General features: G+C 71.7%; 12 protein-coding genes and 1 riboswitch. Of the genes, 5 read left to right on the top strand and 7 right to left on the bottom strand.

Annotation, left to right across the window (positions count from 1 at the left end):
- Window positions 1-86: 86 nt before the first annotated feature.
- Both trpD and ACIGXX_RS10885 read left to right on the top strand, forming a co-directional pair.
- The gene (gene trpD / locus ACIGXX_RS10890) at window positions 87-1,151 is read left to right on the top strand and encodes an anthranilate phosphoribosyltransferase (protein ID WP_399974698.1); all 1,065 of its coding nucleotides are present in this window, start codon (window positions 87-89) and stop codon (window positions 1,149-1,151) included.
- Window positions 1,152-1,225: 74 nt separating this feature from the next.
- A riboswitch (SAM riboswitch) is annotated at window positions 1,226-1,342 on the top strand.
- A gap of 165 nt (window positions 1,343-1,507) precedes the next feature.
- Window positions 1,508-2,881, top strand: coding sequence for an aminotransferase class V-fold PLP-dependent enzyme (locus ACIGXX_RS10885; protein WP_351159456.1), 1,374 nt, complete (start codon window positions 1,508-1,510; stop codon window positions 2,879-2,881).
- On the opposite strand, the gene ACIGXX_RS10880 is transcribed toward ACIGXX_RS10885, so the two are convergent.
- From ACIGXX_RS10880 to ACIGXX_RS10850, 7 genes are all read right to left on the bottom strand, one after another.
- The gene (locus ACIGXX_RS10880; RefSeq protein WP_361470515.1) at window positions 2,833-4,038 is read right to left on the bottom strand and encodes a glycerate kinase; all 1,206 of its coding nucleotides are present in this window, start codon (window positions 4,036-4,038) and stop codon (window positions 2,833-2,835) included. The two genes, ACIGXX_RS10885 and ACIGXX_RS10880, sit on opposite strands and share 49 nt — an antisense overlap.
- Window positions 4,039-4,061: 23 nt before the next feature.
- A complete protein-coding gene (locus ACIGXX_RS10875) occupies window positions 4,062-5,474 on the bottom strand; it encodes an SLC13 family permease (RefSeq protein WP_399974694.1) in 1,413 nt (470 codons plus the stop codon).
- Between the two features lie 75 nt (window positions 5,475-5,549).
- Window positions 5,550-6,212, bottom strand: coding sequence for a response regulator transcription factor (locus ACIGXX_RS10870; RefSeq protein ID WP_361470511.1), 663 nt, complete (start codon window positions 6,210-6,212; stop codon window positions 5,550-5,552).
- Window positions 6,209-7,654: an ATP-binding protein gene (locus tag ACIGXX_RS10865; RefSeq protein WP_399974690.1), complete on the bottom strand. Its 1,446-nt coding sequence runs from the start codon at window positions 7,652-7,654 to the stop codon at window positions 6,209-6,211. The genes ACIGXX_RS10870 and ACIGXX_RS10865 overlap by 4 nt, the downstream gene beginning before the upstream one ends.
- Window positions 7,641-7,955 carry a small secreted hydrophilic protein gene (locus ACIGXX_RS10860; RefSeq protein ID WP_351159445.1) on the bottom strand — a complete coding sequence of 105 codons (315 nt, stop codon included), beginning with the start codon at window positions 7,953-7,955 and terminating at the stop codon, window positions 7,641-7,643. The genes ACIGXX_RS10865 and ACIGXX_RS10860 overlap by 14 nt, the downstream gene beginning before the upstream one ends.
- Window positions 7,956-8,067: 112 nt before the next feature.
- Entirely contained in the window at window positions 8,068-8,349 is a 282-nt protein-coding gene (locus tag ACIGXX_RS10855) for an Lrp/AsnC family transcriptional regulator (RefSeq protein WP_249590376.1), read from the bottom strand.
- Window positions 8,346-9,077 carry a rhomboid family intramembrane serine protease gene (locus ACIGXX_RS10850; protein ID WP_351159441.1) on the bottom strand — a complete coding sequence of 244 codons (732 nt, stop codon included), beginning with the start codon at window positions 9,075-9,077 and terminating at the stop codon, window positions 8,346-8,348. The genes ACIGXX_RS10855 and ACIGXX_RS10850 overlap by 4 nt, the downstream gene beginning before the upstream one ends.
- A 139-nt stretch (window positions 9,078-9,216) precedes the next feature.
- Here ACIGXX_RS10850 and ACIGXX_RS10845 point away from each other — a divergent pair, with 139 nt between their 5' ends.
- The 3 genes from ACIGXX_RS10845 to ACIGXX_RS10835 all read left to right on the top strand — a co-directional run bounded on the left by ACIGXX_RS10845 (window position 9,217) and on the right by ACIGXX_RS10835 (window position 12,188).
- Window positions 9,217-9,456, top strand: coding sequence for a hypothetical protein (locus ACIGXX_RS10845; RefSeq protein ID WP_351159438.1), 240 nt, complete (start codon window positions 9,217-9,219; stop codon window positions 9,454-9,456).
- A gap of 34 nt (window positions 9,457-9,490) precedes the next feature.
- Complete coding sequence (locus tag ACIGXX_RS10840) at window positions 9,491-10,840, top strand: NYN domain-containing protein (RefSeq protein WP_351159435.1); 1,350 nt, start codon at window positions 9,491-9,493, stop codon at window positions 10,838-10,840.
- Between the two features lie 316 nt (window positions 10,841-11,156).
- Entirely contained in the window at window positions 11,157-12,188 is a 1,032-nt protein-coding gene (locus ACIGXX_RS10835) for an NlpC/P60 family protein (RefSeq protein WP_351159433.1), read from the top strand.
- Window positions 12,189-12,329: the final 141 nt, after the last annotated feature.

Raw genomic sequence — 12,329 nt, 5'->3', positions numbered from 1 at the left:
TCCAGTGCATGGACGGGGCTCTTTGCCGTTCCCCGAGCTGGATAAGGTGTTCCTGTCCCATGCCTAGACGAACCCAGGAGCGGCAGATGAGCGCTGTGACCCCCGCAGGAGGCAACACCGCGGCGGCCCGTTCCTGGCCCGGTGTACTGAACGGGCTGCTGGAGGGGCGCGACCAGAGCGCCGAGGACACGGCCTGGGCCATGGACCGCATCATGCGGGGCGAGGCCACCGACGCGCAGATCGCGGGCTTCATGGTCGCGCTGCGGTCCAAGGGCGAGACCGTGGAGGAGATCTCCGGCCTCGTACGCACGATGTACGAGCACGCCAATGTGATCGAGGTGCCGGGGCAGACCGTCGACATCGTCGGCACCGGCGGTGACGGCGCCAAGACCGTCAACATCTCCACGATGTCCGCGATCGTGGCCGCGGGCGCGGGCGCGAAGGTCGTCAAGCACGGCAACCGCGCCGCGTCCAGCGCGTCGGGCGCCTCCGACGTCCTGGAGAAGCTCGGGGTGAACCTGGAGCTGCCGCTGAAGCGGGTCGTCGAGGTGGCCGAGGAAGCGGGGATCACCTTCTGCTTCGCGGTGAAGTTCCACCCGGCGCTGCGGCACGCCGGCGCGGCGCGCAGCCAGCTGGGCATCCGGACCGTCTTCAACGCGCTCGGTCCGCTCACCAACCCGGCCAAGGTGCGGGCCCAGGCGGTCGGCGTCGCCGACCCGCGGATGGCGCCGATCGTGGCCGGGGTCTTCGCCGAGCGCGGGAACTCCTCCCTCGTCTTCCGCGGCGACGACGGCCTCGACGAGCTGACGACCACCTCGACCTCCCGGGTCTGGGTCGTGCGGGACGGCGCCGTGCGCGAGGAGGCCTTCGACCCCCGGGACGTCGGCCTCGACCTCGTCCCCGTGGAGGCGCTGCGGGGCGCCGACGCCTCGTACAACGCCGAGGTGGCGCTGCGCCTCCTGGACCGCGAGGGCGGCCCCGTGCGGGACGCCGTGCTGCTCAACACGGCGGCGGCCCTGGTGGCCCTCTCGCCGGGCGACGGCACCCTGGTGGAGCAGATCGGCGCCGGTATCGAGAAGGCGGCGCAGGCGATCGACTCCGGGTCCGCGAAGCGGGCCCTGGAGCGCTGGGTGGTGGCCAGCAACAGCTGAGTGTGGCGCACACCGCAGTCCGGATGCCGGACTGCGGTGTGCACCGGGAAGATCGTGTGGCAAGATGCTGCGCAGGTCATGAGTGACAGCGATTAGGCCCCGGCTCGCTGTCCGGCAACCCTCCGTCCGTGGCGGGGTGCCCCGGGTGAAGACCAGGCCGTGGACAGCAAGGTCCGTGGCAAGCGCGGACCCCTGCGAACCCTGGGGTCCTGGTCCTCAAGGGAGCAGTCTCGTGAGCAAGCGAATGCGATAGGGCTTCCCGGCCCCTCTTCCGCACCCCCTTTTTCTCTTCGTCACTGCAGCGCCGTACGAGCGCCCTTGCAGTGAACTCGCCTGCCTTCCCACGGGAGTTCGCCATGTCTGTCTCCACCGCTGCCGCCGACCAGACCCTCTGTGCCGCCCCGCTGCCCGTCCTCGGCCGTGACGTCACCGTGCCGCTCGTGACCGGCGGCGAGGTGACCTACGCGGCGCTCGACTACGCGGCGAGCGCCCCCGCGCTGCAGCGGGTGTGGGACGACGTGGCCGCGTACGCGCCGTACTACGGCAGCGTGCACCGCGGCGCCGGGTACCTCTCGCAGCTCTCCACCGACCTGTTCGAGAACAGCCGCGTCACGGTCGCCGAGTTCCTCGGCTGCCGCGAGGACGACCAGGTCGTCTTCACCCGTTCGACCACCGACTCGCTCAACCTGCTCGCCGCCGCGCTGCCCGCCGACTGCCAGGTCTTCGTCTTCGAGACCGAGCACCACGCCTCGCTCCTGCCCTGGCGCGACGCCCGCGTGACGTACCTGAACGCCCCGCGCACCGCCGACCAGGCCGTCGCCACCCTGGAGCGCGCCCTCGCCGACCGCGACCCCTACGGCCCCGCCCTGGTCTGCGTGACCGGTGCCTCGAACGTCACCGGTGAGCTGTGGCCGGTCAAGGAACTCGCCGCCGCCGCCCACGCGCACGGCGCCCGCATCGTCCTGGACGCCGCGCAGCTCGCGCCCCACCACCCGGTCTCCATCAGCGAGTTGGACGTCGACTGGGTCGCCTTCTCCGGCCACAAGCTGTACGCGCCCTTCGGCTCGGGCGTCCTCGCGGGCCGCTCCGACTGGCTGCGGGACGCCGAGCCCTACCTCGCGGGCGGCGGCGCGTCGCGCAAGGTCGCGCGGCGTACGGACGGCGGCGTGGACGTCGAGTGGCACGACACCGCGGCGCGGCACGAGGCCGGTTCGCCGAACGTCATCGGCGTGTACTCGATCGCCTCCGCCTGCAAGGCGCTGACCGAGGCGGGCTTCGACGAGCTCGTCGCCCGTGAGCGCCACCTCATCGCCAAGGTCCGCGAGGGCCTCGCCGATGTACCCGCCGTGAAGGTGCTCTCGCTCTTCGGCGACGACGCGCCGCGCGTCGGCGTCATCTCCTTCGTCGTCGAGGGCTGGAACAGCTCGCACTTCGCCGCCGCGCTCTCCGCCGAGTACGGCATCGGCGTACGCGACGGTCTCTTCTGCGCCCACCCGCTGGTGCGCACCCTGCTCGGCAGCGACCCGCAGACCCAGGGCGAGTGCGGTGCCCCCGAGGCCGCGCCCGGCGAGAAGTCGCTGAACGCGATCCGCGTGAGCTTCGGCGCGGGCACCCCGGACGAGCACGTGGAGCGCTTCGTGCGCGCCGTCAAGGAGCTGGTGGCGGACGGCGCGCGCTGGAACTACCGCACGGAGGACGGGCGTTGCGTTCCGGACACCACCACCGCCTGAGCCTTTGAGACCGGCAGCCGGGTGCCGATCTGGATCATCCGCAGGGCCCGCTCGGTCGCGTCGGTGAGGAACTCACCGCCACGCCCGAGCGCCTCGGTGAGCGAGACCGGCGCGGGCAGGATCGCGCTGTAGGCGTCCACGCCCACCGCCCGGACGTGGTGCGCGCCCTGGCCGATCGTGCCCGCCAGGACCAGGACCGGACGGCCGAACCGCTTGGCGCGCCTGGCCACTTCGGCCGGGATCTTGCCGCGCGGCGTCTGGTGGTCGAGGGCGCCCTCGGCGGTGACGACGAGATCGGCGCGGGCCAGGCGCGCGTCCAGGTCCAGGTGGTCGAGCAGCACGTCGAAGCGGGGGAGCAGCTGGGCACCGAGGGCGGCGAGACCGGCGCCGAGGCCGCCGGACGCGCCTGTTCCGGGGCCCAGGGAGAGATCCGCCGTGACGTGCAGGTCGCGCCTCAGGACGTGCGCCCAGTGCTCGAGGGCCGCCGCGAGCTGTTCGACCTGGGTGGGCGTCGCGCCCTTCTGGGGGCCGAAGACGCGGGCGACGCCGCGCTCGCCGGTCAGGACGTTGAAGGGATTGCAGGCGACGCGGATCTCGGTGTCCTTCAGGCGCGGGTCGAGGCCCGAGGGGTCGATGCGGCTGAGACGGGTCAACTCCCGTCCGCCGTGCGGCAGTTCCCAGCCATCCGCGTCCAGGAGCCGGGCACCGAGGGCCTGGAGCGCCCCGGCGCCGCCGTCCGACGTGCCGGAGTCGCCGCAGCCCACGAGGATGCGGCGGGCGCCCGTGTCGAGCGCGGCACGGATCAGCTCGCCCACGCCGTACGTCGTCGTGGCGCCGGGGTCGCGCAGATCGCGCGGGACCAGCGAGAGCCCGGCGACCGCGGCCATCTCCACCACGGCGACGCCGGACGGAAGCAGCGCGAAGTGGGTGCCGACGCGCTGGCCGACGGGGCCGGTGGCGGGCAGTGCGACCAGGCGGCCGCCGCCGGTGGTGGCCAGGGCGCGCGCGGTGCCCTCGCCGCCGTCCACCAGGGGGATCAGATCGGTCTGTGCGTGCGGGACGACACGGCGTACTCCTTCGGCGATGGCCTCGGCCGCGGACTGCGCGGACAGGGACTCCTTGAAGCCGCTGGGGGCGATGGCGAAACGGGTCAGCATGGGGTCTCCAGTGCGGGCGGGGATCAGCGGACGGGTACGCCGAGCAGCGGCCAGAGCGCGACGGCGAAGAGCAGGACGAGCGCGGCGGTCAGCGGTGCCAGGACCGCGGAGAGGCGCAGCAGGTCGCGCGGGGTGTAGGTGGGGGTGTCCGGGATGTCGGCGAAGAGTGTGACGGGCTTCGCGGACGCGGGCAGGGTGTGGCAGAAGCCGGCCGCCGCCGTCGAGGCGAGGGCGGCCGCGACCGGGTTGACGCCTGCTCCGACGGCCGCCGCGACGACCAGCGGGACCAGGACGGACGAGCGGGCCGAGCGGGACTGGAGCATCAGGTGTGCGGCCGTGCTGACCGCGACGACGACGGTCAGGAAGAGCCAGGGCGGCACATCGAGGGGCACCCCGCCCACCAGCCACTTCGCCGCCCCCGACTCGGCGAGCGCGACCCCCATCGCCATGGTCGCCGCCATGAAGAGCAGCAGCGCCCAGGGCACCGTCTTGAGCGCGTCCTTCAGGCGTACGGTGCCCAGGGCGGGGGACGAGGCGACGACCGCGCCGATCAACGCGACGACGGCGGGCGGCACTTGGTGCAGCGGCTCGCTGCACCAGAGCGCGACGACCGTGGCGAGCAGGAGGGCGCAGCGGGTCTCGCCGGCCTCCCAGGCCCCGGTGACCGGCTGCTCGCTGTGCTCCTGGAGCTGCTCGACGGTGATGTGGACGGGGCCCTGGCGGTCCGCCTTGCGTGTCGTCGTCAACAGGACGGCCTCCGCCGCCAGATGGGACGAGGCGATGGCGAGCGGCAGGCCGAGCAGCATCCACTGCGTGAAGCCGATCCGCTCCCCGGTGGCCTCCCACAGCACGGAGACGGTGATCAGGTGCGCGCCCGCGCCGATCAGGGTCGCGACCGCGGAGAGCAGGATCACGGTGGGGAACAGCAGCGCGAGCATCACGACCAGGCGCCTGCGGTCGGCCAGGACCTTGGCGAGGGCGAGGAAGACGGGCAGCGCGAGCGCGGCGCGGCCCGACGTGGCGGGCACCGCGAAGGCCGTCACGATCAGGGCGGCCGTCGTCAGGTGCGTCAACTGCCGCACGCTGCGCGCCCCGCTGACGAGGAAGGCGGCGGCCCGGCCCGCGAGACCGCTGCGGGCCACTGCCGCAGCGAGCACGAAGGCGCAGATCAGCAGCCAGACCGTCTCGTCACCGAGGGTGCCGAAGAGCGTGTCGCTGCTGATCACCCCGGTCGCGGTGAGCGCGAGCCCGGCGCCGAGCGCGATGTACGTGTCGTCGATCGGCGTACCGATCCACGCACAGGTCGCCAGGGCGAACACCGCCAGGGTGAGCCGCGCGTCGCCGCTCAGGCCGGGGAAGTTGCCGGGCACCACGAGCAGCGCGCACAGGCTCAGCGCGACGCACAGGGTGATGGCTTGGCGGGGGTTCAGGGTCACGCACTGAGCCTCGGGCCCGGCCGTGAGCCCTCAATGAGCCGCGGATGAAGGAAAGTTCACCCGCGGGCCCCGACGTCACCCGGGCAGCCGGTATCCCATCCCGCGCACCGTCTGAACCCGCTCCGCGCCCAGCTTCTTGCGCAGCGCCCGTACGTACACGTCCACGATGTTGGACCCGGGGTCGAAGTCGTAGCCCCACACGTGCGACAGGATCTGCTCCCGCGAGAGCACCTGGCCCGGATGGCGCAGGAAGAGTTCGAGCAGCACGAACTCACGTGCCGTCAGATCGACCGTGCGCTCGCCCGAACGCGCCCTGCGCGTGCGCAGGTCCAGCGTCAGGTCTCCGCCGCGAAGGACCGTCACCTCCGGTGCCCCCGCCGCCGTACGCAGCCGCAGGCGCACCCGTGCCAGCAGCTCCTCGAAGCGGAACGGCTTGGTCATCCAGTCGTCGGCGCCGCCCTCCAGGCCCGCCACCGTGTCCCGGACCGAGTCGCGTGCGGTCAGCACGATGACCGGGGTGGACACGCGGGCCTCGCGCAGCTGCCGCAGGACCGTGAAGCCGTCCTTGCCGGGTAGGCCGATGTCCAGGACGACCAGGTCGAAGCCGCCGGTCAGGGCGTAGTCGTAGGCAGCGTCGCCGTCGCCGACGACGCTGGTGGTGAAGCCGTTGGCGCGCAGGCCCTTCTCGACGAAGGAGGCGATGCGCTCCTCGTCCTCGACGATGAGAATCCGGTTCATGGCAGTCCTGGTTCCTGTTCTCGCAAGACGAGTACGAAGGTGGCGCCGCCGCCTTCCGTGGGCCGCAGTTCGACCTGCCCGCCGTGCCCTTCGGCGATGGCGCGCACGATGGCAAGACCGAGTCCGGCGCCCGTGGCGCGTGCGCCGCGGCGTGCGGTGCCGCGCCGGAACCGCTCGAAGATCACCGCGGCGTCCCGCTCCTGGACGCCGGGCCCGCTGTCGGCGACGTACAACTCGATCCGCCCCGCCGCACTGCGCGAGCCGATGCCGATGCGCTGGCCGGGGACGGTGTGCTGGACGGCGTTCTGGGCGAGCTGCACCATCGCCTGGGTGATGCGCTGCGGGTCGAGGGCGCTCTCGCCGTCGGCCACTTCGGCCAGCTTCCAGTCGCGGTCGCCCAGCGCCCGCGCCTTGACGAAGACGTCCGCGGTCAGCTCGGCGAGCTGCACCGGCTCCGGGGTGACGAAGTCGGGGCGCTCGGCCTTGGCCAGCAGGAGGAGGTCCTCGACGATGCGGCTCATCCGGTCGAGCTCCTCCATCACGATCCGGACCGTCTCCTCGCGTTCGCCCGGGTCGTCGCCCATCAGCTCCAGATGGCCGCGCACGATGGTGATGGGCGTGCGCAGCTCGTGCCCGGCGTCGTCGACGAACTCGCGCTGCGCGGCGAACGCGCGCTCCAGACGGTCGAGCATGCCGTTGAACGTCTCGGCGAGCGCCGCGATGTCGTCCCTTCCCTGCACGGGGATGCGCTGGGTCAGGTCCTGTTCGGTGAGCTGCGCGGCGGTCGTGCGCACCAGGCGTACGGGCTTGAGGATGCGGCCCGCGACCGCCCAGCCGATACCGGTCGTCATCAGGAGCGCGACCCCGGAGATGGCGACGAGCATCGTGAACACGTCGCCCGCCTTGGCCTGTTCGCCCGCCGGGTGGAAGGCGACGACGAACGCCGCCGGGGGCCGGCCCGCGCCCGAGTCGATCTCCACCTTCGCCCAGCGGACCTCGCCCTGGGCGCGGTGCAGGGTGCCGGTGGCGTCGGGGGAGTCGAAGACGGCGGTCAGCGCGGCGGCGTCCTTGGCCAGCGGGTGGTCGATGCGCTGCTCGCGGGACTGCTCCTTCTTGGCGGGGGCCCTGCCGGGGCGTTCGACGAGGCCGAGGAGTTCCTCGTCGGGGTCGGCGTACTGCCGCTCCAGGAAAAGGCGGAGCAGCGGGTCGGGGTCGGTGAACCTCTCGCCCGTGCGCGGATCGACCCCTTCGCGTACGAGGTTGGTGAACTCGCCGGTCTCCTGCGCCAGGAGCCGGTCGATGCGGTGGTCCACGTCGCGCAGCAGCACCGAGCGGGTGGTGGCCACCACCGCGGTGAGCGCGACGGCCATCACGAAGAGCAGCCAGAGCAGGATGCGGACGCGGGCGGAGACCCAGCGGCGCGCTGACTCAGCCGTCGTCACCGGGGCCGTCGTCGTCGTTGTCGTCGCCCCCGGCGCCGCCTGTGCCGCTCTCTTCGTTCCGGTCGTCGTCGTTGTCATCACCGGAGGGGTTCTCGCTGACCGGAGGGGGCGACACCGTCTCGTCGCTCGGCGTCGGCCGGGGCGAGGAGGGCTTGGCGGAGGGCGAGCCGCTGTCCAGCTCCACCTTGGGCGGCACCTTGGGGGGTTCGGGGTCGTCGGTCAGGGCGTAGCTGGTCGCGGCGATGCCGAGGGGGATCGCCACGACGGCGGCCAGGGCGGCCATGCGGTGGGAGAAGACCATGACGGTGAGCGTGCGGGGCGCGGGGCGTCAGCAGCATGAGCCGCAGATGAAGAAACGCTCATCCGGCATCCCTGCGCTTCCCACGTTTCCCCGTGTCTCCGCGCGCAGGGGCCTAGGAGTCGAGGCCGATCGCGAACGCCGCCTCCAGGTCGTGCTGCGAGTACGTGCGGAACGCGACGTGCGTGTCCGTCGCCTCCACGCCCGGGATCTTGCTGATCTTGCCGGGGATGACGTCGGCCAGGTCGTCGTGGCGCCCCACGCGCACCATGGCGATCAGGTCGTACGTGCCGGTCACGGAGAAGACCTCGCTGACGCAGTCGAGTGCGGCGATCGACTCGGCGATCTCCGGGATCCGGTCCACGCTGGTCTTGATGAGCACGATCGCGGTGATCACGGCTGACTGTCTCCCTCGGTAACCGGTGCTGGTTTCTTCACTCTAGCCGTCCTCCTGTAGCGCCCCCATGCGTACAGAAAGCCCAGGGAGAAGCCCACCAGGTGGGCCAGATACGCCACTCCCGGCCCCTGCCCGCCCTGCCAGGCCGCAAGCCACTGCAGCGTCACCCAGAACGGCAGCACCACCCACGCCGGGAATCGCAGCGGCAGGAAGAAGAGGAACGGGAAGAGACTGGTGACCCGCGCCTTCGGGAAGAGACGGAGGAAGGCGCCGAGCACCGCGGAGATCGCCCCCGACGCGCCCACCAGGGTCTGGTCGGAGCCCGCGTGCGCGACCGCGTAGGCGAACAGGGCGAGATAGCCGCAGCCGAGGTAGAAGAGCGCGAACTGGAGGTGCCCCATCCGCTCCTCGGCCATCGCCCCGAAGACGTACAGGAAGAGCATGTTGCCCAGGAGGTGCAGCCAGCTGCCGTGCACGAAGAGCGCCGTGGCCGGGGCGAGCAGGGGCCGCAGCGCCCCGCTGAACAGCTCCGTCGGGACCACGCCCCAGCGCTCGAAGTAGGCCTGCTGGGCGGCGAGCAGCTCGTCGCCCGTGCCGTACGTGGGGTTGAACCCGGACACCGGCGAGATCACGAAGACCAGACAGCAGGCGGCGATCAGGCCGTAGGTCACCGGGGCCGACTGACCCCTGATCATCCGGTTCGCCGTCGTACCCCACGTCTTGATCATGAACAGAGCATGACGTAAGGGCAGCAAACCGTACAGAGCGCCCCGCCGCGTGGGAGGCCGCCGCATGGAGACCCTTACAGGCCTTAGGGTTACGGGCACCACGCACCATGGAATTCCGAGGGAAAGCGAAACAGCCACGATGACGGTTCCCCTGCCGACCGACACCACCCGGTGGCGCTGCGCGCTGTGCGGCAACCTGACGCGTTTCGACGTGACCCGCTCGTCCAAGGTCGTCGAATATGTGCACCTCGACCTGGCCGGTGAGTCGAACGTCGAGGAACGCGAGGTGGTCAGTGAGACCATCGAGTCGGTGCGCTGCCGTTGGTGCAACGCGGTGGACCAGGTGGAACTCGTGGACAGGCCGGGCGCCGGCTCCTGAGGGAGCGGGCCCCGCACAGCTAGTGGGGTGACGGATGGTGGAGAGCGCAAGCGGGGAGCCGGACGACGGCACCGCTGAGGTGCTCGACCGTCCGCTGCCCGACGGAGTGCGCCGGCGGGTCGTCCAGATCGTCTCGGACGGCTTCGGCGGGCTCACGGTCAGCGAACTGCCCGCACAACTGCGGCAGTACGCCCGCTTCACGCCGACCCGGCGCACGAAGTTCGCGGGCAACGCGATGGCGACCGCCCTGGAGGGCGACCCGCTCTTCAGGCAGCGCATCGGCGAACGCCTCAGAGAGGCGCAGCCCGAACTCACCGGCGCCCTGGACGCGGGCTCACCACCCCCGGCCGCGGACCCCCTCGATGTGGCGGCCGCGGCCTATGTGCTGCGTCCCACCGGCTGGGTGAAGCTGGTGACCGCCGCGGGCGAGGAGGCCCTGCGGGCGGACGCCGAGCGCGTCGACGACGAGACGCGGGCCGAGCTCGAACGGCTGCGCGAGGAACTCTCGGCGGCCCGCGGCCAGACGAAGGCCGAGACCGAACGGCTGCGCACGGAACTCGAGTCGGCGAAGAAGGAAGCCGAATCGATGCATCGCAAGCTGCGCGGCGCCCTCAGCGACGTCAAGCGCGGCGAGGCGGCCCTGCGCAAGGCCGCCGCCGAGTCCGACGCCGCACGGGCCGAGGGCCAGGCGCAGCTGTCCGCCGCCGAGAGCGAGTCACGGCGGCTCAAGGCGCGGCTCAGCGAGACCGAGGCGGCCCTGGAGGCCAGCCGCAGGGCCGCGCGCGAGGGCCGCAGCGTCGAGGACATGCGGGTGCGGCTGCTGCTCGACACGGTCCTGGAGTCCGCCCAGGGGCTGCGCCGCGAGCTGGCCCTGCCGCCCGTCTCCGTGCGGCCCGCCGAGACCGTGGACGCCGTCGAGCCGGGGCGCATGACCCCGAAGGACATCGCCGCCCGCGCGCTCTCCGAGAACGACCCGGCGATCCTCGACCAGCTGCTCGCGCTGCCGCAGGCGCACATGGTCGTGGACGGCTACAACGTCACCAAGACCGGCTATCCGACCATGCCCCTGGAGAAGCAGCGGCTGCGGCTGCTCGGCTCGCTCTCGCAGCTCGCCGCGCAGACCGGTGCCGAGATGACCTGTGTCTTCGACGGGGCCGAACTCGCCGCGCCCGTGCTGCTCGCGCCGCCGCGCGGGGTGCGGGTGCTGTTCTCCAAACCGGGCGTCACGGCGGACGAACTGATCCGCCAGCTGGTGCGCGCCGAGCCTCCCGGGCGCCCCGTGGTCGTCGTGTCGACCGACCGCGAGGTGGCCGACGGGATCGCGAAGGCGGGGGCGCGCCCTGTCGCTTCGGTCGTCCTCCTGAAGCGGCTCTCGCGCGGCTGACGCGCGCCGTTCCCGCACTCCGGCGCACGCCGGTTTCACGCACCTAAGGGCATGCAAGTAACTCCTGCGCCCTATGCCCGAATTGAGGCCTCGGCTGCGCGACGTAGCGTCAGTTCATCATCACCGCCTGTGTGTCGTCGGTAAAATATGCGCCCCGCACCCCACTTTTTGTCCTTCAGGATTTGAACTGATCACAAGAAGGTCACTAGGGTCTCGCCTCGAACCTCCGCTCGGTTGATCACCCATCCGGGGTGGCAGCGGTGGTACCCGCCGACCGTGTCTCGGTAGGCGGCTGGAGGAAGAAGGAGCCGCCTTCGTGGCGTCCCACCGTCGACCCAAGCAGCCGAGCCGCGCGCGCGTGACCGTGCTCACCGCGACCGCCGCCGCTGCCGTCGCACTCACCTCCCAGGCGGCCAACGCGACGCCGAGCGAGAAGCCGAGCAAGGACGAGGTCAAGTCCAAGGTCGACAAGCTCTACGAGGACGCGGGCCGGGCCACCGACCGGTACAACGGCGCCAAGGAGAAGCAGGAGAAGCTCGAGAAGGAGATCGGCGAGCTTCAGGACAAGGTCGCGCGCGGCCAGGAGGACCTCAACGACCTGCGCGGCGGCCTCGGTTCGATGGCCAGCGCGCAGTACCGCTCCGGCGGCCTCGACCCTTCCGTCCAGCTCTTCCTGTCGGCCGACCCGGACGACTACCTCGACAAGGCGTCCACCATGGACCAGTTGAGCGGTCAGCAGGTCGAGGCGCTCAAGAAGGTCCAGGAGAAGCAGCGGACCCTCGCGCAGGAGCGCAAGGAGGCGTCCGACAAGCTCAAGGACCTCGCCGACACGCGCAAGGAACTGGGCAAGAAGAAGAAGGAAGTCCAGAGCAAGCTCGGCGCCGCCCAGAAGCTGCTCAACACCCTCACCGCCAAGGAGAAGGCGGACCTCGCCGCCAAGGAGACCCGCGCGAGCCGCGACGCCGGCGACCGCGTGGACCTCGGCAAGGAGGCCCCGGCATCGCAGCGCGGCCAGGCCGCCCTGAGCGCCGCCGCGACGCAGATCGGCAAGCCCTACGTCTCCGGCGGCAGCGGCCCCAACTCCTACGACTGCTCCGGCCTCACGCAGTGGGCGTACAACCAGGCCGGTGTCCAGATCACCCGGACCACCTACACCCAGCAGAACGACGGCCCGAAGATCGGCCGCGGCGAGCTGAAGCCCGGCGACCTGGTGTTCTTCAACAGCCTCGCGCACGTCGGGCTCTACGCCGGCAACGGCCAGGTGCTGCACGCCCCGAAGCCGGGTGCCGTGGTGCGCTACGAGTCGATGTCGACCATCGGCTCCTTCCAGTTCGGCGTCCGCATCTGAGGTTCATCGGCTGCGGTTCACCCTCGGGTGTCCGCATCTGAAACGACCGGCGTACCGCCCAAACGGGCGAATTCCGACAACTCCAGCTGACCCCGCGCCCCGTCGGTGACCTGCGTCTCCGGCGGGGCGTCACGTTGTGTA

This window comes from Streptomyces sp. NPDC055243 (genome assembly GCF_044544025.1).
Taxonomy (GTDB): Bacteria; Actinomycetota; Actinomycetes; order Streptomycetales; family Streptomycetaceae; genus Streptomyces.
The sequence above is the reverse complement of the archived record's forward strand: the minus strand, read 5'-3'. Positions and strand labels throughout refer to the sequence as shown.